At 62.1% G+C, this 20,054-nt stretch carries 21 protein-coding genes and 1 tRNA gene; 17 read left to right on the forward strand and 5 right to left on the reverse strand.

The window, feature by feature from the left end; all coding sequences use genetic code 11:
• Positions 1-212: 212 nt before the first annotated feature.
• Positions 213-299 (reverse strand) — tRNA-Leu (locus tag DWB85_RS04630).
• 286 nt (positions 300-585) lie between these two features.
• On the opposite strand from DWB85_RS04630, the gene DWB85_RS04635 reads away from it, so the two are divergent.
• The 6 genes from DWB85_RS04635 to DWB85_RS04660 all read left to right on the forward strand — a co-directional run bounded on the left by DWB85_RS04635 (position 586) and on the right by DWB85_RS04660 (position 4,457).
• Positions 586-828: a hypothetical protein gene (locus DWB85_RS04635; protein ID WP_117953045.1), complete on the forward strand. Its 243-nt coding sequence runs from the start codon at positions 586-588 to the stop codon at positions 826-828.
• Positions 829-920: 92 nt separating this feature from the next.
• Positions 921-1,979, forward strand: a complete 1,059-nt coding sequence (gene queA, locus DWB85_RS04640) for a tRNA preQ1(34) S-adenosylmethionine ribosyltransferase-isomerase QueA (RefSeq protein ID WP_117953046.1) — start codon at positions 921-923, stop codon at positions 1,977-1,979.
• A 14-nt stretch (positions 1,980-1,993) separates the two neighbouring features.
• Positions 1,994-3,097: a tRNA guanosine(34) transglycosylase Tgt gene (tgt, locus tag DWB85_RS04645; RefSeq protein ID WP_205422667.1), complete on the forward strand. Its 1,104-nt coding sequence runs from the start codon at positions 1,994-1,996 to the stop codon at positions 3,095-3,097.
• Between the two features lie 45 nt (positions 3,098-3,142).
• Complete coding sequence (locus DWB85_RS04650) at positions 3,143-3,748, forward strand: NUDIX hydrolase (RefSeq protein WP_117953048.1); 606 nt, start codon at positions 3,143-3,145, stop codon at positions 3,746-3,748.
• A complete protein-coding gene (locus tag DWB85_RS04655) occupies positions 3,745-4,269 on the forward strand; it encodes a gamma carbonic anhydrase family protein (RefSeq protein WP_117953049.1) in 525 nt (174 codons plus the stop codon). Before DWB85_RS04650 ends, DWB85_RS04655 begins: the two co-directional genes overlap by 4 nt.
• A complete protein-coding gene (locus DWB85_RS04660; RefSeq protein WP_117953050.1) occupies positions 4,266-4,457 on the forward strand; it encodes a DUF1289 domain-containing protein in 192 nt (63 codons plus the stop codon). Before DWB85_RS04655 ends, DWB85_RS04660 begins: the two co-directional genes overlap by 4 nt.
• Positions 4,458-4,460: 3 nt before the next feature.
• Here DWB85_RS04660 and DWB85_RS04665 read toward each other — a convergent pair whose 3' ends face one another.
• Complete coding sequence (locus DWB85_RS04665; RefSeq protein ID WP_117953051.1) at positions 4,461-5,732, reverse strand: HlyC/CorC family transporter; 1,272 nt, start codon at positions 5,730-5,732, stop codon at positions 4,461-4,463.
• Positions 5,733-5,814: 82 nt separating this feature from the next.
• Complete coding sequence (locus DWB85_RS04670) at positions 5,815-6,618, reverse strand: cytochrome C assembly family protein (protein ID WP_117953052.1); 804 nt, start codon at positions 6,616-6,618, stop codon at positions 5,815-5,817.
• A gap of 109 nt (positions 6,619-6,727) precedes the next feature.
• Between DWB85_RS04670 and ffh the strand changes: the two genes are divergently transcribed.
• A complete protein-coding gene (gene ffh, locus DWB85_RS04675) occupies positions 6,728-8,131 on the forward strand; it encodes a signal recognition particle protein (protein WP_117953053.1) in 1,404 nt (467 codons plus the stop codon).
• Positions 8,132-8,149: 18 nt separating this feature from the next.
• On the opposite strand, the gene DWB85_RS19495 is transcribed toward ffh, so the two are convergent.
• A complete protein-coding gene (locus tag DWB85_RS19495; protein WP_162846007.1) occupies positions 8,150-8,317 on the reverse strand; it encodes a hypothetical protein in 168 nt (55 codons plus the stop codon).
• A 285-nt stretch (positions 8,318-8,602) separates the two neighbouring features.
• Between DWB85_RS19495 and rpsP the strand changes: the two genes are divergently transcribed.
• The 10 genes from rpsP (at position 8,603) to recJ (ending at position 18,598) form a co-directional block, all read left to right on the forward strand.
• Positions 8,603-8,854: a 30S ribosomal protein S16 gene (gene rpsP, locus DWB85_RS04685; protein WP_117953055.1), complete on the forward strand. Its 252-nt coding sequence runs from the start codon at positions 8,603-8,605 to the stop codon at positions 8,852-8,854.
• 20 nt (positions 8,855-8,874) lie between these two features.
• Positions 8,875-9,423, forward strand: a complete 549-nt coding sequence (gene rimM, locus DWB85_RS04690; protein WP_117953056.1) for a ribosome maturation factor RimM — start codon at positions 8,875-8,877, stop codon at positions 9,421-9,423.
• A gap of 1 nt (position 9,424) precedes the next feature.
• Complete coding sequence (gene trmD, locus DWB85_RS04695; protein ID WP_117953057.1) at positions 9,425-10,162, forward strand: tRNA (guanosine(37)-N1)-methyltransferase TrmD; 738 nt, start codon at positions 9,425-9,427, stop codon at positions 10,160-10,162.
• Positions 10,163-10,218: 56 nt separating this feature from the next.
• Positions 10,219-10,572 (forward strand): 50S ribosomal protein L19, encoded by a 354-nt coding sequence (gene rplS, locus DWB85_RS04700; protein WP_117953058.1) that lies wholly within the window; start codon positions 10,219-10,221, stop codon positions 10,570-10,572.
• 393 nt (positions 10,573-10,965) lie between these two features.
• On the forward strand, positions 10,966-11,871 hold the full coding sequence (gene xerD, locus DWB85_RS04705) for a site-specific tyrosine recombinase XerD (RefSeq protein ID WP_117953059.1): 906 nt from the start codon (positions 10,966-10,968) through the stop codon (positions 11,869-11,871).
• Between the two features lie 89 nt (positions 11,872-11,960).
• Positions 11,961-12,710: a thioredoxin fold domain-containing protein gene (locus DWB85_RS04710; protein WP_117953060.1), complete on the forward strand. Its 750-nt coding sequence runs from the start codon at positions 11,961-11,963 to the stop codon at positions 12,708-12,710.
• A 205-nt stretch (positions 12,711-12,915) separates the two neighbouring features.
• Positions 12,916-14,106 (forward strand): alanine transaminase, encoded by a 1,191-nt coding sequence (alaC, locus tag DWB85_RS04715; protein ID WP_117953284.1) that lies wholly within the window; start codon positions 12,916-12,918, stop codon positions 14,104-14,106.
• Positions 14,107-14,141: 35 nt separating this feature from the next.
• On the forward strand, positions 14,142-15,455 hold the full coding sequence (locus DWB85_RS04720; RefSeq protein ID WP_117953061.1) for a homoserine dehydrogenase: 1,314 nt from the start codon (positions 14,142-14,144) through the stop codon (positions 15,453-15,455).
• Between the two features lie 9 nt (positions 15,456-15,464).
• Positions 15,465-16,862 (forward strand): threonine synthase, encoded by a 1,398-nt coding sequence (gene thrC, locus DWB85_RS04725; RefSeq protein ID WP_117953062.1) that lies wholly within the window; start codon positions 15,465-15,467, stop codon positions 16,860-16,862.
• Between the two features lie 11 nt (positions 16,863-16,873).
• Complete coding sequence (gene recJ, locus DWB85_RS04730) at positions 16,874-18,598, forward strand: single-stranded-DNA-specific exonuclease RecJ (RefSeq protein WP_117953063.1); 1,725 nt, start codon at positions 16,874-16,876, stop codon at positions 18,596-18,598.
• A 123-nt stretch (positions 18,599-18,721) separates the two neighbouring features.
• Here recJ and DWB85_RS04735 read toward each other — a convergent pair whose 3' ends face one another.
• The gene (locus DWB85_RS04735; RefSeq protein ID WP_117953064.1) at positions 18,722-20,035 is read right to left on the reverse strand and encodes an aminotransferase; all 1,314 of its coding nucleotides are present in this window, start codon (positions 20,033-20,035) and stop codon (positions 18,722-18,724) included.
• Positions 20,036-20,054: the final 19 nt, after the last annotated feature.

Genomic DNA, 20,054 nt, shown 5'->3' on the forward strand with positions numbered 1-20,054 from the left:
CTATGGATTCAGGAATTTTGAGAATTACCGATTACGCGTCTTAACCCACTGCGGGTGGGATGGCATTATTAACCGGGTTTAGTGAATATCGGCCCATCCCCCCTTAATGGGGGAGAGCCAGGTTCTTCAGTTTGTATCCCAGATGCATCCCAAGACCAAATCTATGGTTTGGGGCAGGAAATAATCCGTTGGGTTTAAAAAGGAAAGGAGGATGGTACCAGAGGCCGGACTCGAACCGGCACACCATTGCTGGCGGGAGATTTTGAATCTCCTGTGTCTACCAATTTCACCACTCTGGCACTGCTTAGATTGTAACTATTTCCCTCTAGGATACAAAATCGCTTGCGGATTTTGAATCCCCTGTGTCTACCAATTTCACCACTCCGGCACAGAGGGGGAATGGACCGGAAAGTGTCCATCTGGAGAGCGCGGGATTATAGCAACCGGCCTTTAAACTGCAATATTTTTCCTTAACCCCACCGGCAATTGGCGGTACACTGCGCGCCAGCTCCGATTCGAGCAATTATTAACCACGCGCACCGCCCGCGGGCGGGTGATCTGAGTACCTTTTGAGGAGAAAAGAACATGGCCATGAAACTGGTAAAGAAAACTGCCGACTACAGCATTTACAAGCGCAGCGACGATCGCTACGCGGTCAAGGATGCGGACAAGAAGCCGGTCAATGGTGAGGAGAAGGTCAAAATCCTGGTTGCCGAGGAGCTGATCAAGGTGACCCTGCCCGCCGAGCCCGAGGAAGCACCGGCTGAAGATGAAGCCGCTGCCGATGAGGCGCCGGCCGAGGCAGAGGGCGACGCCAGCGCAGACTGACGTCCCCGGTTCCGCAACCCGAAGCCGGCCCAGTGCCGGCTTTTCTGTCAATGGGCTGGCGTTTGGCCGGCCCGGGTTCCTCACGGGCAAGCATGAAACGCAGTGACTTCAATTACCAGCTTCCGCAAGAGCTCATCGCCCAGTACCCCCTCCCGGGTCGCAGCGACAGCCGTCTGTTGTGCCTGGACGGGATGACCGGCCAGGTAGAACATCGCCGCTTTACCGACCTCACAAGCCTGCTGCGCCCCGACGACCTGCTGGTATTCAACAATACCCGGGTCATTCCGGCGCGCCTGTGGGGGCAGAAAGAGACCGGCGGCAGGCTGGAGCTACTGGTGGAGCGGGTCACCGGTTCCCACACCGCCCTGGCCCATATCCGCTGCAGTAAATCGCCGAAACCCGGCACCGCTATCCTGCTGGCCGCAGAGGAGGGCGCCCAACCGGGCCGCTATCGCCTGCAGGTGACGGGTCGGGAGGATGCCCTGTTCGCCATTTCCAGCGAGGGCGGCCCGGCTCTGGCCGACATCATGGGCGACATCGGCCACATGCCCCTGCCGCCCTATATCGAGCGCGAGGATGAGGGTTCCGACCAGGAGCGTTACCAGACGGTATTCGCCGAGCGGGAAGGGGCGGTGGCTGCACCGACCGCGGGCCTGCATTTTACCCGGGAACTGCTCGCTGATATCGCCAGGCTGGGGGTGCGCAGTGTGACGGTCACCCTGCACGTGGGCGCCGGCACTTTCCAGCCGGTGCGGGCCGACAATATCGAGGACCATGTGATGCACGCGGAATTCGTGGAGGTGGACGAGGCGGTCTGCGCCGCGGTGCGGGAAACCCGGGCGCGGGGCGGGCGGGTAGTCGCTGTCGGCACTACCGCCGTGCGTTCGCTGGAGTCCGCCAGCCAGGGGGGCGACATAGCCCCTTTCACCGGCGATACCGACATTTTTATCTATCCCGGCTACCGGTTTCGCGCGGTGGATGCCATGGTCACCAATTTCCATTTGCCCGAATCCACGCTGCTTATGCTGGTCAGTGCGTTTGCCGGCAAGGCACATATAATGAATGCCTATGGGTCGGCGGTGGAGAATCGCTACCGCTTTTTCAGTTACGGAGATGCCATGTTTATTACCGCCGGGGCAGGGCACGCATGAGCCGCCACTGCCATATGCGCTTTGAGCGACTGGGGAGCGACGGTAACGCCCGCCGGGGCCGCCTGCATTTTCCCCGGGGCACGGTGGAAACCCCGGCGTTTATGCCGGTGGGGACTTACGGCACGGTCAAGGGCATGCTGCCGCGGGATATCCGCGAAATCGGCGCCGAGATCATCCTCGGTAATACCTTCCACCTGTGGCTGCGCCCCGGCACCGATATCATCGAGCAGCACGGCGACCTGCACGACTTCATGCACTGGGACGGCCCCATCCTCACCGATTCCGGCGGCTTCCAGGTATTCAGCCTGGGCGATATGCGCAAGATCACCGAGGAGGGCGTGAAGTTCCAGTCGCCGGTGGACGGTTCCCCGGTGTTCCTCGATCCGGAGAAATCCATGGCCATCCAGCGCAGCCTCGGCGCCGATATTGTGATGATCTTCGACGAATGTACGCCCTATCCGGCGTCCGAGGAAGCAGCACGGGCGTCCATGGAGCTGTCCCTGCGCTGGGCTGCCCGCAGCAAGGCGGCCCACGGCGACAGCCCGGCGGCCCTGTTCGGTATCGTCCAGGGCGGTATGTACGAACACCTGCGCACTGAGTCCCTGGCCGGCCTCACCGATATCGGTTTCGACGGCTATGCAATTGGCGGCCTGTCCGTCGGTGAACCCAAGGAGGAGATGATGGCGGTGCTGGAGGTGATGCAGCCGATCATGCCGGTCGACAGGCCGCGCTACCTGATGGGGATTGGCACCCCCGCGGACCTGCTGGAAGGGGTGCGTCGCGGGGTCGATATGTTCGACTGTGTGATGCCCACCCGCAACGCCCGCAACGGCAATATTTTTACCTCCCGCGGCGTGCTCAAGCTGCGCAACGCCCGCCACAAGACCAGCACCCTGCCCCTGGACGAGGAGTGCGGCTGTTATACCTGCCAGAACTTCAGCCGCGCCTACCTGCACCACCTGGACAAATGCAATGAGATTCTCGGCTCGCAGCTGAACACCATTCATAACCTATACTTCTACCAGCAGCATATGCAGGGCATTCGCACTGCAATAGAGCAGGGCAGGCTGGATGAGTTCGCCAGCGGGTTCTACGCGGCGCAGGACCGTGGCGTTTAGGCGGCTGGCGGCAGCAGCGATGCCAGCCAGCCGTTGGGCAGGCTGATGTCGCTGTCGTCTCCCGTGCTGCAAACCCTGGAACAGCAGCTGGCGCTGGATGGCCTGACCTGGGATCACAGCTCGCTGCCCCAGGCCGCGGTACTGGTGGCCCTGTCCGACGAGGACCAGCCCCGGGTGATCCTCGGTCGCCGGGCCCTGCACCTGACACTGCATCCGGGGGAAATCGCCTTTCCCGGTGGCAAGCGTGAGCCCCAGGACCGCACGCCCTGGGTTACCGCCAGGCGGGAAGCGCTGGAGGAGGTGGGTCTGGATGAGAACCTGGTCCATGCCCTGGGGGAACTGCAGCCCCTGGTGACCCGCACCGGGTTCGAGGTGCACCCCTGTATCGCCCGGGTGCCGCCGGCGCTGGACCTGACCGTCGACCGCGAGGAATTCGATTCGGTGTTTACCCAGCCACTGTATCGCTTTGCCGACCGCGAGTTGTTCCGGCTCGAGACCATCAGGGTGGATGGGCGCCCGCGCAAGGTTCCCCACTACCGGATGGAGGGGGACAATATCTGGGGCGTTACTGCCGCGGTGCTGGCGCTGCTGGCCAATATTGCCTACGATGCCGGGCTCGATTTACAACGCAACTGGAATAGCAAACCATGAAATATTCTCTCGGGGACAAGCAGCCGGACCTGCAGGGCGACGGTCACTTTATCGCCCCCAACGCGGCGGTGATCGGTGATGTCGTACTGCACGAAAATGCCAGCGTCTGGTTCAGTTGCGTGCTGCGCGGCGATGCTGACCGGATCGAAATCGGCGCGGGCAGTAATATCCAGGACGGTACCGTGATTCACGCCGACCCCGGCTTTCCCGCGGTGATCGGTGAAAATGTCACCGTCGGCCACAACGCCATGATCCACGGCTGTCATATCGGCGACGGCACCCTGGTCGGCATCAATGCGGTGGTGCTCAACGGCGCCAGGGTCGGCAAGGGTTGCCTGATCGGCGCCAACGCCCTGGTGACCGAGGGCACCGAGATTCCGGATGGCTCCATGGCGCTGGGGTCGCCCGCCAAGGTGGTACGGGAGTTGAGTAAGGAGATGCAACTGGCGCTGCAGCACAATGCGGATCACTACGTCGGCAACGCCCGGCGTTACCTGCGGGAACTGGAGGAACAATCGTGAACGATAACGAAGTGCCGTCACCCTGCGTGTCAATCTGTGTGCTGGATGACGATGACATCTGCCTGGGCTGCTTTCGCAGCGCCAAGGAGATAACCGACTGGTTTATGGAAACGCCCGAGGGTAAACAGGACATTCTGCAAAAAGCCATTGCCCGGCGCAGGGAATCAAGCCATATCCGCCTGGGTTAGGCCCTACATCGAGGGCGCCGCGGGTATGACGTCAGCGCGTACCGCCTGCACCACATTGCCCTGGAGTTCGAGAATTTCCAGCCGGTAGCCGTCGATGGAAAGCCCCGCGTTGCCGTCCGGGAAGCCTTCAAGGTACTCCAGGATGAGGCCACTGAGCGTTTTCGGCCCGTCGGTCGGCAGGCTCCAGTCCAGTGACTTGTTGACCTCGCGGATATTGGCATTGCCGACAATGATGAAACTGCCGTCCCGCTGGGGGAATATGGTTTCTTCGGCGCCGGCGATGCTGGAGGTGAACTCACCGACGATCTCCTCGAGGATGTCCTCCAGCGCCACCACGCCCATCACTTCCCCGTATTCATCCACGACCACGGCCAGGCGGTGTTTCTGCTTCTGGAAGTTGAGCAACTGGGTATGCAGAGGCGTGCTTTCGGGAATGAAGTAGGGCTCGTCTATTTCCCGTTCCAGGGCGCGCCGATCCAGGCCCTGGGCGTCTATTACCCGGCTTATGTTGCGCATGTGCAACATGCCCACGATATTGTTGATGTCCTCTCTCCACACTGGCAGGCGGGTATGGGCGCTGTTCTGGATGTGGCGCAGGATCTCATCGTCACTGTCATCCAGGTCAATGCCGAAGACTTCGTTGCGCGGCACCATGATGTCGTCGACGCTGACCTGCTCCAGGTCGAGAATATTGAGCAGCATGCCCCGGTGCCGGGCGGGTATCAGCTGCCCGGCGTCGGTGACGATAGTGCGCAGCTCATCGGAAGAGACGTGTTCATCGTTCTGCTTGGCGGGATCGACACCCAGCATTCGCAGCAGGCCGTTGGTGATCCAGTTGACCGCGGCCACCACTGGATAGAGCATTTTCAGCAGCGGCAGCAGGATGAGGCTGGCCGGAAAGGCGATTTTTTCCGGGTGCAGGGCGGCAATGGTCTTGGGGGTGATCTCGGCAAATATCAGGATTACCAGCGTCAACGCCAGTGTGGCGATGAAAATACCGGCATCGCCCCACAGCCGGATGGCGATAATGGTGGCGATGGCGGAGGCGAAGATATTCACCAGGTTGTTGCCAATGAGGATGAGGCCGATCAGCCGGTCCGGCCGTTCCAGCAGCCTGCCGGCGCGGATAGCGCCACGATGTTTGTTGTTTTGCAGGTGTTTCAGCCGATATCGATTGAGGGACATCATGCCGGTCTCTGAACTGGAGAAGAAACCGGAGAGAAGTATGAGTGCAGCCAGAATCGAGAAGAGGAGACCCAGCGGTGCTTCGTTCAAGAGAAAAGCAAACCTGTAGTAATTTCTGAGACGGTATCTTGAAGAAAAAGCCGGGTCGGGGCAAGCCCCGCAACCTTTGGTTTCAGCCCCGCTGGAGCACCACTTCAAGTACCAGCTTGGAACCGAAGAAGGCGAGCATCAGCGCCGCAAAGCCGGCGAGGGTCAGGCGCACCGCCAGCTGGCTGCGCCAGCCCAGTCGGTAGTGCCCCCACAGCAGCACCGAGAACAACACCCAGGCGAGCATGGTCAGGACGGTCTTGTGCACCAGGTGCTGGGCAAAGATGTCGTCGATGAATATAAAACCGCTGACGATGGCCACGGTGAGGAGGATGACGCCCACCAGCAACAATTCGAACAGCATGGTTTCCATCAATTGCAGGGGCGGCAGGATCTGCACGATGCCGCGGGTGTGGCGATGGCGCAGCTGGTAGTCCTGGGCCGCCACCAAAGCCGACTGTGCCGCCGCCAGGGTCAGCACCGCATAGGCGAGAATCGAGCTGCCGATATGCAGCAGCATTCCCCCCGGCAGCCGGGTGGTGATGGCCGCGGTCTCCGGGGCGAAGGTCGAGACCAGCACCGACATGGCCGAGAGCGGAAACAGTACTACCAGCAGGTTCTGCAATGGGCGCCGGAGCATGAGCAGCACGCAGACCAGGTTGATGGCCAGAAACATCAGGGCGGATATCCGGTAGAAGCCCAGGCTCAGTCCGCCGACGCCGCTAACGCCCTGGACCGCAACCACGCTGTGGCAGAGTATCGCCAGCCCGCCGAGCACGGCAACGCCCCGGCTAAGCCCCTGGCGGTGCTGGAATATGTGCATCACGTGCAGGGCCGTCGCGGCGAGGTAGAGCAGCGCGACGATGGGTGCTAGGAGGCTGGCTGACATCAGTTTGGGGGTTGGACCGAGGTGGCGTATACTTCGCACCTTTGTACAGAAGTGGCCCGGTAGAATCAATAGCGGCCGCTCTCCTTAAAAGTAGTTCGAGAGTATCAAGATGTTCCAGAGTCTCAGCGATCGCCTGTCAAACAGCCTGCGTTCCATCACCGGCAAGGCCACCCTCACCGAAGACAATATTCAGGATACCCTGCGGGAAGTGCGCATGGCCCTGCTGGAGGCCGATGTCGCCCTGCCGGTGGTCAAGGACTTTGTCGAGGCGGTGAAGCAGCGCGCCCTTGGCCAGGAGGTCATGAAGAGCCTCAGCCCGGGCCAGGTGTTCCTGAAGATCGTCCAGAGTGAACTGGAATCGGTCATGGGCAGTGCCAACGAAGGCCTGAACCTGGCCACCCAGCCGCCGGCAATCATCCTGATGGCGGGCCTGCAGGGCGCGGGTAAAACCACCTCGGTGGCCAAGCTGGCGAAGCTGCTCAGGGAGCGTGACAGGAAAAAAGTCACCGTGGTGTCGGCGGACGTGTACCGCCCGGCGGCGATCAAGCAGCTGGAGACCCTGGCGGCAGAGGTGGGCGTGGACTTTTTCCCCTCTGATCCCTCGCAGAAGCCGGTGGATATTGCCAATGCGGCCCTCAGTCACGCCCGCAAAAACTTCGCGGATGTGCTGATCGTCGATACTGCCGGCCGGCTGGCCGTCGACGCCGACATGATGGCCGAGATTGCCGCCCTGCATAAGGCCCTCGACCCTGTCGAGACCCTGTTTGTGGTTGACGCCATGACCGGCCAGGACGCGGCCAATACCGCCAGGGCCTTTGGCGAGACCCTGCCGTTGACCGGGGTAATCCTGACCAAGGTCGATGCCGACACCCGGGGCGGTGCGGCGCTGTCAGTGCGCTCGGTGACCGGCAAGCCGATCAAGTTTCTCGGTGTGGGCGAGAAAACCGCGGCGCTGGACCCCTTCCACCCGGATCGCCTGGCCTCGCGCATCCTCGGCATGGGCGATGTGCTGTCGCTGATCGAGGAGGCGGAGCAGAAGGTCGACAAGGCGAAGGCCGAGAAACTGGCGCGCAAGGTCAAGAAAGGCCAACGCTTCGACCTGGAAGATTTCCGCGACCAGTTGCAGCAAATGAACAATATGGGCGGCATCACCGGCATGCTGGACAAGCTGCCGGGCATGGGTAATGTGGCCCAGATGGCCCAGCAGAACCTGGATATGAAGCAGTTTGCCCGCATGGAGGCGATGATCAATTCCATGACCCCGGCCGAGCGCCGCAAACCCGAGCTGATCCAGGGCTCGCGCAAACGTCGCATCACCAAGGGCTCCGGCACCCAGGTGCAGGACCTCAATCGTCTGCTCAAGCAGCACAAGCAGATGCAGAAGATGATGAAAAAGATGAAGGGCGGCGGCATGCAGAAGATGATGCGCGGCATGGGCGGCATGATGGGCGGCCCCGGTGGCGGTATGCCGCCCGGCATGGGTGGTCCCGGCGGGATGCCGCCATTCAAGTGACCTTCGGTTCTCCGAAGGTCATCCCGGCGCAACGGGATACTTTGCCAACTCTTCGCCATTCCGGCGCATGCCGGAACCCATGGCCAACTCTTCGTCATTCCGGCGCACGCCGGAACCCATGGCCAACTCTTCGTCATTCCGGCGCACGCCGGAACCCATGGCCAACTCTTCGTCATTCCGGCGCACGCCGGAATCCATTGCCTTTGAGTGACTTACCGAAATTCGAGATATGGATCCCGGCGTGCGCCGGGATGACGGTCGCCGGTAAGCCAGAAGTGACCCGGCCCTGGTCGTCCTCCCTTAACGCCCCTAACCCGCGGAATTACCTGAAAAAATTCTGTTTACAGGGTTTCTTTCCCGGTGTGATTTCCGTATGATACGCCACCTTTCCGGCCCGTGTGTCGGGTTTTGTCGTGGGCAGATGATCGAGATCGCGTCAGATGCCTCTAATTTATTGGGAAATTAATACAAATGGTAACAATTCGTCTTGCACGTGGCGGCTCCAAGAAGCGCCCCTTCTACCACCTGACTGTCGCCGATCACCGCACTGCGCGGAATGGTCGCTTCATCGAGCGCGTGGGTTTCTTCAACCCGGTTGCGCGCGGCCAGGAAGAGCGCCTGCGCGTTGATATCGACCGCATCGAGTACTGGCAGGGCCAGGGCGCCCAGTTGTCCGAGCGCGTCGCCAAGCTGGTTAAGGACGCCTCTGCCGCCGCGGCTTAAGGCCGGGCGACCGGTCTTTAATGGGTGAGTCCGGAGCCAACTCGCTGACTGCCGGTAAGATTACCGGCTGCTACGGCATCAAGGGTTGGGTGAAAATACACTCATATACCGATCCGGAAGAGAACCTGTTCCGTTTCGGCAAGTGGCAGCTCAAGCGCCGGGGCTCGATGGAAAGCATTGAGTTCGACGCCTGGAAGCGCCACGGCAAGGGCATGATTGCCCATATTGCCGGGGTCGATGACCGCACCCTGGCGGAGTCCTTCAAGGGGCTCGACATTGTGGTGGATGGCGACAGCCTCCCCACGCTGGACGAGGGCGACTTCTACTGGCACCAGCTGCAGGGTTTGCAGGTGTGGGGTCGGGAGCCCGGAACCAGCGACCAGCGGGTACTGCTGGGTGAGGTGGACTACCTGATCGAAACCGGCGCCAATGACGTGCTGGTGGTCAAGGCCAGCGCCGGCAGTATCGACGAGCGGGAACGCCTGATTCCCTATCTCCCCAACGACACCGTCGTCCGGGTGAGCCTGGAAGAGGGGCTGATGGAGGTCGATTGGTACCTCGAGGAATAGGATGCGCATAGCACTGGTCAGCCTGTTCCCGGAAATGTTTGATGCGGTCAGCAAGCACGGGGTAACTGGTCGGGCGGTAAAGCAGGGGCTGGTGGATATCAGTCACAGCAACCCGCGGGATTTCACCAGCGACAAACATCGCACGGTGGACGACAGGCCCTACGGCGGCGGCCCGGGGATGTTGATGAAGATAGATCCGCTGCAGCAGGCTATCGCTGCAGCGAGGGGCAAGGCAGGGCAGGGTGCAAAAGTCATCTACCTGTCGCCCCAGGGCAGGCGCCTGGACCACGACAAGGTGGTGGCGCTGTCGAAGGAGCAGGGGCTGATCCTGGTCGCCGGCCGTTACGAAGGCGTGGACGAGCGCCTGATCGAGGCCGAGGTGGATGAAGAACTCTCCATTGGCGACTATGTGTTAAGCGGTGGCGAACTCGCCGCCATGGTGGTCATCGACGCGGTGACCCGCCAGTTGCCCGGGGTACTGGGGCATGAGTTGTCCGCGCAGGAAGATTCCTACGCCGATGGGCTGCTCGACTGCCCGCACTACACCCGGCCCGAGGAGTACCGGGGTAAACAGGTACCGGATGTATTACTCAGTGGCAATCACGAACAGATTCGCCGCTGGCGCCTGAAGCAGGCACTGGGCAGGACGCAGGAGCGCCGCCCCGACCTGTTGCACGGCCGGCCGATGACGGCCGAGGAAGAGGAATTGTTGGCGGAATATCTCCGCGAACGGGAGTGAACATTATTTAACCCGCTAGCTGTGAAGCTACGATTGGAAATCAACAGGAGCGCGCCATGAGCACCAACAAGATCATTTCTCAGCTTGAAGCTGAACAGATGGAAAAACAGCTGCCTGATTTCAGCCCCGGTGACACCGTGGTTGTTCAGGTAAAAGTAAAGGAAGGCAACCGCGAGCGTCTGCAGGCGTTCGAAGGTGTTGTTATCAGCAAGCGTAACCGCGCCCTGAACTCTGCGTTCACCGTTCGCAAGATCTCCCACGGTGTCGGCGTTGAGCGTACGTTCCAGACTTACAGCCCGCTGGTTGACAGCATTGCGGTCAAGCGTCGCGGCGACGTGCGCCAGGCCAAGCTGTACTACCTGCGTGAGCTGTCTGGTAAAGCGGCCCGCATCAAGGAGAAGCTGGGCTAAGCCAGCTTTTCTCCAGCAGTTTCCGAAAGCGGCCCCAGTGGCCGTTTTTTTGTCCCTGGCGATTTTTTGCGCACACGGTGAGCGGTCGGGATCACCCTCACCTCGTCCTTCTCTAAACCTCTTCCTACCAAGCCCGCGGTTGGGCTCGTGAGCAGTGGTAGGTCCGGTGTCGGGGAGTTCCTTGCGGAACAATCAGGCCACTGCTTTTTGCGCAGCCGGGTGTGCGGGGGCTTTCTGCGAGCACTGTCTGAGTCCCAATTTTTCGCGCAGCGAAAAATGGTCGAGTTGCGCAGCAGCCCGCACACGCGGCGGAGCTTGTGGCCGTGGAGCAAGGTACTCCCCGGCGCCGGACCGGATAGTCAAAAGAACAACATTTCATGCTACCTTAACGGAATGTCGACCGAACTCATCGAACACCCCGAAATCGAACGCTACATCGACGCCATGTGGATGGAGAAGGGTCTCAGCGACAACACCCTGAGTTCCTACCGCCGCGACCTGCGCCAGTTCAACGAGTGGCTGGACAAGCACAGGAACAGCTCCGTGATCCGCGCCGATCGCTCCCAGTTGCAGGCCTATCTGGGCGCGCGCCTGGAGCAGGGTCAGTCGCAGCGCTCTACCGCCCGCTTTATGTCCTGTGCCCGGGGTTTTTACAGGTATCTGTTGCGCGAGGGCCGGCTGACCGTCGATCCCACGCTGGACGTGGACAGCCCGAAGCTGGGGCGGCCCTTGCCGAAGTCCCTGTCCGAGGCGGACGTGGACAAACTGCTGGAAGCCCCTGACCTGGACATCCCGCTGGAATTTCGCGACCGCACCATGCTCGAGTTGCTCTATGCCTGCGGGTTGCGGGTGACCGAGCTGACTAGCCTGCAGGTCAACCAGGTCAGTGTTAACCAGGGGGTGGTCCGGGTTTTTGGCAAGGGCAGCAAGGAGCGGCTGGTGCCCATGGGCGAGGAGGCGCTAAGCTGGTTCCAGCGCTATCTGGCGGGGCCGCGGATGGAATTGTTGAAGGGTATTCCCTCGGAAGTGGTGTTTCCCAGCAAAAGAGGGCGGCAGATGACTCGCCAGACCTTCTGGTATCGTATTAAACTGTATGCCCAGCGCGCGGGGCTGAAGCAGGCCCTGTCGCCCCATACACTGCGCCACGCCTTTGCAACCCATCTGCTCAATCACGGAGCTGATCTGCGGGTGGTGCAGATGCTATTGGGGCACAGCGACCTGACCACTACCCAGATATATACCCATGTGGCCAGGCAGCGGATGCAGGAACTGCACGCCCGGCATCATCCGCGGGGTTGAGGAACTCCTGGCGTATATGACGCTCAAACACAACACACCCACCTGGTGATGGCCAGGCGACCCCCGTCACCTGTAACAGAGGAAACACCATGCTCACCCGACTCCACCGCAATTTTATCGCGCTGATGCTGCTGACGCTGGCTGCTTTCGCCCAGGCGGGAAACCCCGTCGACAAGGCGCTCAGCGACAGGCTGAGCGCGGCGCTGAACAGTCCGGCCATGGGCCTCAAGGTCGCGTCGGTGGAAACCAGCGAAATACCCGGCATGTATGCCGTGCAGTTCGAATCCGGGCCGCTGGTGTACGCCACCGAAGATGGCGGCTACTTCCTGCTCGGTGACCTGTTCCAGGTCAGCAATGGCCAGTACGTTAACCTGGCGGAAAAGCGCCGGGACGGGGAACGGGTCGCCCAGCTGGAAAGCGTGAGCACCGACGACATGATTATTTTTCCGGCGCAAGGGGAAACCCGCGCCCACATCACCGTGTTTACCGATGTCACCTGTTTCTACTGCCAGAAGTTGCACAAGGAGGTGCCCGAGCTGAACAAGCGCGGTGTCGAGGTGCGCTACCTGGCCTATCCGCGCTCCGGGGTGGATTCCGCCGGTTACCGCCAGATGGTGGGGGCCTGGTGCGCGGACAACCCCCAGGACACCCTGACCCGGCTGAAAAACAAGGAAGCGGTGCCGGTGAAGCAATGCGATGACAATCCGGTGCAGGCGCAATACCAGCTGGGCCAGCAGATGGGCGTTCGCGGCACGCCGGCCATGGTGACTGAAACCGGGCAGATGATTCCCGGCTACCAGAGCGCCGACCAGCTGATGGTGACCCTGGGGCTTGACTAGGGCCTATTCGGAAACTTTTCTTCCCGTCCTCCCGGTCATCCCCGCCTGGGCGGGGATGACGTAGGCTGCTGTTGACGAGTTCCACTGTTGCGGGCTCAATCACTGTCATCCCCGCGTTGACATACCCACCCTGAAACCGTACTGTTTCTGACCTTTTTTGTTATCACCCATGGCCCCCCGGGCCACCAAACCAGAGTTATTTACCGTGGACGATCAGTTTCGGCGGATATCGCGCCTTCCTCCCTATGTGTTCAATATTATTGGTGATTTAAAGCAGCAGGCGCGAGCGGCAGGGGAGGACGTCATCGACTTTGGCATGGGTAACCCGGACCAGCCGACCCCCGATCACATCGTCGACAAACTGGTGGAGACCGCCCAGCGCGGCGACACCCACCGCTACTCCCAGTCCAAGGGAATCCCGCGCCTGCGCAAGGCGATTTGTGACTGGTACCAGCGCCGCTACCAGGTGAGCCTGGATCCGGATACCGAGGCCATTGTCACTCTCGGCTCCAAGGAGGGGCTGGCGCACCTGGCGCTGGCGACCACCGGTCCCGGCGATGCGGTACTGGTGCCCAACCCGTCCTATCCCATCCATCCCTACGGCTTCGTGATCTCCGGCGCCGATATTCGCCATGTGCCCATGGGCGCCAATGAGGAAGAGTTTTTTGTCGAACTGGAAAAGGCGATTCACACCAGCTGGCCCCGGCCCAAGATGCTGGTGCTCAACTTCCCGTCCAATCCCACCACCTACTGCGTGGAACTGGAGTTTTTCGAGCGGGTGGTCGCCATTGCCAAGGAACACAAGATCTGGGTGGTGCAGGACCTGGCCTACGCCGATCTCTGTTACGACGGCTACCAGGCGCCTTCCATCCTCCAGGTAGAGGGCGCGATGGATGTGGCGGTCGAGTTTTTCAGCATGTCCAAGAGCTATAACATGCCGGGCTGGCGAGTGGGTTTCTGCTGCGGTAATAAAACCCTGGTGGGCGCGCTTGCCCGCATCAAGTCCTACCTGGATTACGGCATGTTCACGCCCATCCAGGTCGCCGCGATCAAGGCACTGGAGGGCGACCAGTCCTGTGTTGCCGAAATCAACGCCATGTACCAGTCGCGTCGGGATGTGCTGTGCAGCGGTCTCAGCGATGCCGGCTGGCCCGTCGACCCACCGCGGGCGACCATGTTCGTGTGGGCGAAAATTCCCGAGTTCTACGCCGGGATGGGCTCCCTGGACTTCAGCAAGAAGCTGCTCAGGGAGGCCAGGGTCGCCGTGTCGCCGGGGATCGGGTTCGGTGAATACGGCGAGGGCTACGTGCGCTTCGGTCTGATCGAAAACGAACACCGGACCCGCCAGGCGATCCGCAATATCCGCAAGATGATCAAGAACGACGGCCACGCCTGAGGCGCGGCCGGAACCACCGGAGACAGTAGGAAGGAATGACTTCGCAAGCAGTAAAAATTGGTATTTGTGGTCTGGGTACCGTGGGCAGCGGCACCTTCAAGGTGCTGCGCCGCAACGCAGAAGCCATCAGTGCCCGCGCCCAGGCGGATATCGATATTGCCCTGGTCGGGGCGCGGCGCGACAACCCGGACTGCCCGCTGGGCGACACCCCGGTAAGCCGCGATATTTTTGCGGTGGCCCGCGACCCGCAGGTGCAGGTGCTGGTGGAACTGATCGGTGGCACCACGGTGGCAAAAGAACTGGTCGAGGAAGCCCTTGCCAATGGCAAGCACGTGGTCACGGCCAACAAGGCGCTGATCGCCGAGTTCGGTAACGAACTGTTCGCCCTTGCCGAACAGCACGGCGTGGTCATTCGCTACGAGGCAGCGGTGGCCGGCGGCATCCCCATTATCAAGGCCCTGCGCGAGGGGCTGGCGGGCAACCGGGTGGAATGGCTGGCGGGCATTATCAACGGTACCGGTAATTTTATTCTCAGTGAAATGCGCGACAAGGGCAGGGATTTTGCCGAGGTGCTGACGGAAGCCCAGGCGCTGGGCTATGCCGAGGCCGATCCCACCTTCGATGTCGAGGGCATCGATGCCGCGCACAAGCTGGTTATTCTCGCCTCGCTGGCCTTTGGCATGCCCCTGCAGTTCAGCTCGGTTTACACCGAGGGCATTGCCCGTGTGACGCCGGACGATGTGGAGTACGCCGAGGAACTGGGTTACCGCATCAAGCACCTGGGTGTGGCCAAGCAGGGCGATGAGGGTGTGGAACTGCGGGTACATCCCACGCTGATACCCGAGGCCCGCCTGCTCGCCAACGTCAACGGGGTGAAAAACGCGGTGCTGGTCGAGGGCGACGCGGTGGGACCGACTCTGTATTATGGCGCCGGCGCCGGGGCCGAGCCGACCGCCTCCGCGGTGGTGGCCGACATCGTTGACCTGGCGCGGGAACTTTCGGCGGGCCAGGTCTGCCGGGTGCCGGCCCTTGGCTTCGCCACCGCCAGGCTCAAAGACCTGCCGGTGCTGCCGATGGAAGCGGTGGTCACGCCCTGGTACCTGCGCATGGAAGCCGAGGACAAGCCTGGCGTGCTGTCGTCGATCACGTCGATTTTCAGTGAACACGGAATCAGCATCGAGGCGCTTATCCAGAAGGCGCCGGCGGCCGGTGAAACCCGGGTGCCCTTGATCATGCTGACCAATGCCGCGGCCCAGGGCAATATGGATGAGGCCGTGGCGACCATTGAAGCGCTGGATTCGGTGTCCGGCGAGGTAGCCCGGATCCGGGTGGAAGACCTGGACGGTTAAGGTAAGGACATGAAATACATCAGTACCCGGGGCCAGGCCCCCACCCTCGATTTTGAACAGGTCCTGCTGACCGGGCTGGCGGCCGACGGCGGGCTCTATGTGCCCGAGTCACTGCCGACATTCAGCGCCGAGGAAATCGCGGCCATGGCCGAGCTGGATTACCCCCGGCTGGCGCAGAAAATTATCGCGCCCTTCGTCGCCGGCAGTATTCCGGCGAGCGACCTGGAAACCATCCTCGACGAAACCTACGCCGAATTCCGCCACGGCGCGGTGGCGCCGATGGTGCAACTGGCGAACAACCAGTGGGTGCTGGAACTGTTCCACGGCCCGACCCTGGCTTTCAAGGACTTTGCCCTGCAGCTGCTCGGCCGCCTGCTGGACTACGTGCTGGAGCGCAAGCACCAGAAAGTCGTCATCATGGGGGCGACCTCCGGCGACACCGGCTCGGCGGCGATCGAGGGCTGCAAGCGCTGCAAGAACATCGATATTTTCATCCTCCATCCCCACGGGCGGGTATCCGACGTGCAGCGCAAGCAGATGACCACGGTGGTGGGCGACAACATCCACAACCTGGCCATTGAGGGCAATTTCGACGACTGCCAGGCCATGGTCAAGGCGAGCTTCAATGATCGCAGCTTCCTGGCCGGGGACCGCAGCCTGGTGGCGGTCAACTCCATTAACTGGGCGCGCATCATGGCCCAGATCGTCTACTACTTTTACGCGGCGGTGGCGCTGGGCGCCCCGGCGCGCAAGGTCGCTTTCTCGGTGCCCACCGGCAATTTCGGCGACATCTTCGCCGGTTACCTGGCCAGGCAGATGGGACTGCCTGTGGAGCGCCTGATCATTGCCACCAACCGCAACGATGTCCTCCACCGGGTGATGACCCGGGGCAGTTACGGCCGTCAGCCCCTGGCGCATTCGCTGTCGCCGAGCATGGACATTACCGTGTCATCCAACTTCGAGCGCCTGCTGTTCGATCTGTACGACCGGGACGGCAGCGCCATCGCCGGCCTGATGGCCGATTTTGACCAGGGCGACATCAGCTTTTCCGAGCAGGCAATGGCCCGCGCGCGCGCCCTGTTTTCCAGCCAGTGCGTGGATGACGCTGGCACCTGCGCGCAAATGGCCGAGACCTGGCGGCGCTGTGAGTACATGCTCGACCCGCACAGCGCTATTGGGGTAAAAGCGGCGTTCGCCGCGGACCTGCCCGCCGGTGTGCCGGTGGTGACCCTGGCGACAGCCCATCCGGCCAAGTTTCCCGGCGCGGTGAAGAAGGCGGGCCTGGACGACGAACCCTTCCTGCCCCACCATCTGCGGGACCTGTTCGAGCGGCCCGAGCGCTGTGAAGTTCTGCCCAACGAGCTGGCCGCGGTGCAGTCATTCATGGTGGCCAACCTCAACGCCTGACGGGCGCCGCGATGAACAGACACATCCGCCGCCGCCAGGCAGCCGCTGCAGCGCTGGCTGGCGGTGGCCTGCATCCTCTGCTGGCCCGGGTATACAGCGCCCGCGGGATAAGATCCCCGGAGGAGCTCGAGCTGGGTCTGGGCCAGCTTGTGCCGCCGGCGAAACTGCTCAACGCCGACCGCGCCGCCGTGTTACTGGCGGACGCCATTGCCCGCCAGCAGCGTATTCTCGTGGTCGGCGATTATGACGCCGACGGAGCCACCAGCACCGCACTGGCACTGTCAGCGTTGCGCTCCTTTGGTGCCAGTGAGGTCTCCTACCTGGTGCCCAACCGCTTCGAATACGGCTACGGACTGACCCGGGAGATTGTCGAACTGGCCCTGTCCCGCGGCAGGCCTGACCTGATCATCACCGTGGACAACGGGATATCCAGTCTCGACGGGGTAGCGGCCGCCAGGGAGCAGGGCATAGCCACCCTGATCACCGATCATCACCTGGCCGGGCAGGAATTGCCGCTGGCGGACGTGATCGTCAATCCCAACCAGCCCGGCTGTGAGTTCCCGAGCAAGAGCCTGGCAGGCGTGGGGGTGATTTTTTACATCATGCTGGCCCTGCGCGCCGAACTGCGCCGGCGCCAGTGGTTCGCCGGGCGCGAGGAGCCCAACCTGGGCCGGCTGACCGACCTGGTGGCGCTGGGCACGGTGGCCGATGTGGTGCCGCTGGACCGCAATAACCGCATACTGGTGGCGGCGGGGCTGCAGCGCATTCGCGCCGGCCAGGCGCGTGCCGGCATCCTGGCGCTGCTGGAGGTCGCCGCGCGACCGCTGCATTCAGTAGTCGCCTCCGACCTCGGCTTTGCCGTGGGGCCCCGGATCAACGCCGCGGGCCGGCTCGACGATATTTCGGTGGGTATCGAGTGCCTGCTGAGCGAGGACCGGGCTGGCGCCAGAACCCTGGCGGCGGAACTGCACCAGAAAAACCAGGACCGCCGCCAGATCGAGCAGGACATGCAGCAGCAGGCGCTGCAACTGCTGGACCAGCTGCCGCTGGAAGAAGAGGGGCTGCCGGTGGCCATGACGCTGTACCAGGCGGACTGGCACCAGGGGGTTATCGGCATTCTGGCCTCGCGCATCAAGGACCGCTTGCACCGGCCGGTGATCGCCTTTGCCGACGGCGACAACGGCGAGATTAAGGGCTCCGCCCGCTCTATCCAGGGTATCCACATTCGCGACATACTCGACGCGGTGGCGACACGGCATCCGGGGATGATCCTCAAATTCGGCGGCCACGCCATGGCCGCCGGGTTGAGCATTCCCGCCTATGCCTATGATGACTTCAATCGCGCTTTTGTCGCCGAGGTCGCGCGCCATGCCGACGATGTCCACCTGCAGGCGGTGGTGGAGTCGGACGGCGAGCTCGCCGCGGACGAAATGCGGCTGGAGCTGGCCACTGAGCTGCGCTTCGCCGGCCCCTGGGGGCAGCATTTCCCGGAGCCGGTATTCGATGGCGTGTTCGATATTGTCCAGCAGCGGCTGGTGGGGGAGAAACACCTCAAGCTGGTGTTGTCGGCGCCCGGCACCTCGCGGGTCGTCGATGCCATTGCTTTCAACGTGGACCTGGAGCGATGGCCGGACGCGGCAGCCAGCCAGGTGGAAATTGCCTACCGTCTCGATGTCAACGAGTTCCGGGGCAACAGGAGCCTGCAGTTGATGGTGGAGTACCTGCGGGCCGTATAACTCGAGTAGTTATGGATCCCGGCGTGCGCCGGGATGACAGCGGCTTATAAATTTCTTCCGCTCATCCGTGTTCCGCAATCGTCATCCCGGCGAAGGCCGGGATCCATCACAGGCACCGCGACTTCAGGTGGATTGCTGCAAAGCCAGCTTCAGTTTCTCCAGCATCTCATCGACCTGTGCCCGGGTGATGATCAGCGGCGGGCACATCGCCAGCGCGTTGCCGGCAACGTTGCGCACAATCAGGCCGTTGTCCTGGGCCGCCTGGGTTACTTTCTTGGCCAGCGCGATGTCGGGCGACCTGCTGCGGCGGTCCTCCACCAGCTCGATGGCCGCCAGCAGACCCTTGCCCCTGACTTCCCCCACCTGCTCGAAGTCCATGAATTCCGCCAGCCGCGACTGCAGGTACTCACCCTGGACTGCCGCGTTGTCGTAGAGCCCGTCGCGCGCATAGATTTCCAGGGTTTTGAGCGCGGCGGCGCAGGCGACCGGGTGCCCCGAGTAGGTAAAGCCATGGCCGAAAACGCCGACTTTTTCACTGGCGGCCACCATCGGCTCGTACATGTCGCCGCGAATGACCGCGGCGCTGATCGGGTAGTAGGCGGAGGACAGCTGTTTGGCGAAAGTCATCATTGCCGGCTGCTGGATGTTCATGGTGTCGCAGCCAAACAGTTTGCCGGTGCGGCCGAAACCGGTAATGACCTCGTCTGCCCAGAACAGGATGTCGTACCTGTCGAGGATGGCCTGTACCTTCTCGTAGTAACCGGCGGGAGGCACGATGACCCCGCTGGCGCCGGTAATTGGCTCGGCGATAAAGGCGGCGATGGTTTCCGGGCCCTCGGCGAGGATCAGCTGTTCCAGGTTGTTGCAGATACGGGCGACAAACTCCGGCTCGGTTTCGTTGCCCTGGGCGCCCTGGTAGTAGTGCGGGTGGTCGGTGCGCAGAATGCCGAGGGCCTCCAGCGGCGGGTCAAAATGGGCCAGGTTGGCGGGCAGGCTGGTCAGGGAACCGGCGGCGACGGTCACCCCGTGGTAGGCGCGCTGGCGGGTGATGATCTTGCGCTTCTCCGGTTTGCCGATGGCATTGAAATAGTAGCGCAACAGCTTGATGTGGCTGTCGTTGGCGTCGGAGCCCGAGTTGCCGAAGAACACCATGGCATCGCGGACCGGCACCATGGCGGCCAGTTTGTCGGCGAGGTCGATGACGGACTGGTGGGTCTTGCCGCCGAAGGTGTGGGTGTAGGACAGTTTGCCCAGCTGCTCGGTAATGGTATCGATCAGCTCCCGGTTGCCGTAGCCGAGGCCGGTGCACCAGAGGCCGGCCAGTCCTTCCAGGTACTGTTTGCCGTCCTGGTCGTAAACATACACGCCTTCGCCGCGCTCAAACTTCAGTTGCTCGGTGGCCGCCAGGTTGGTGGTGGGGTAGATGACTGCGGACATGATCTTGTCTCCTGTTGTT

The organism is Seongchinamella sediminis (assembly GCF_003457605.1).
GTDB lineage: Bacteria > Pseudomonadota > Gammaproteobacteria > Pseudomonadales > Halieaceae > Halioglobus > Halioglobus sediminis.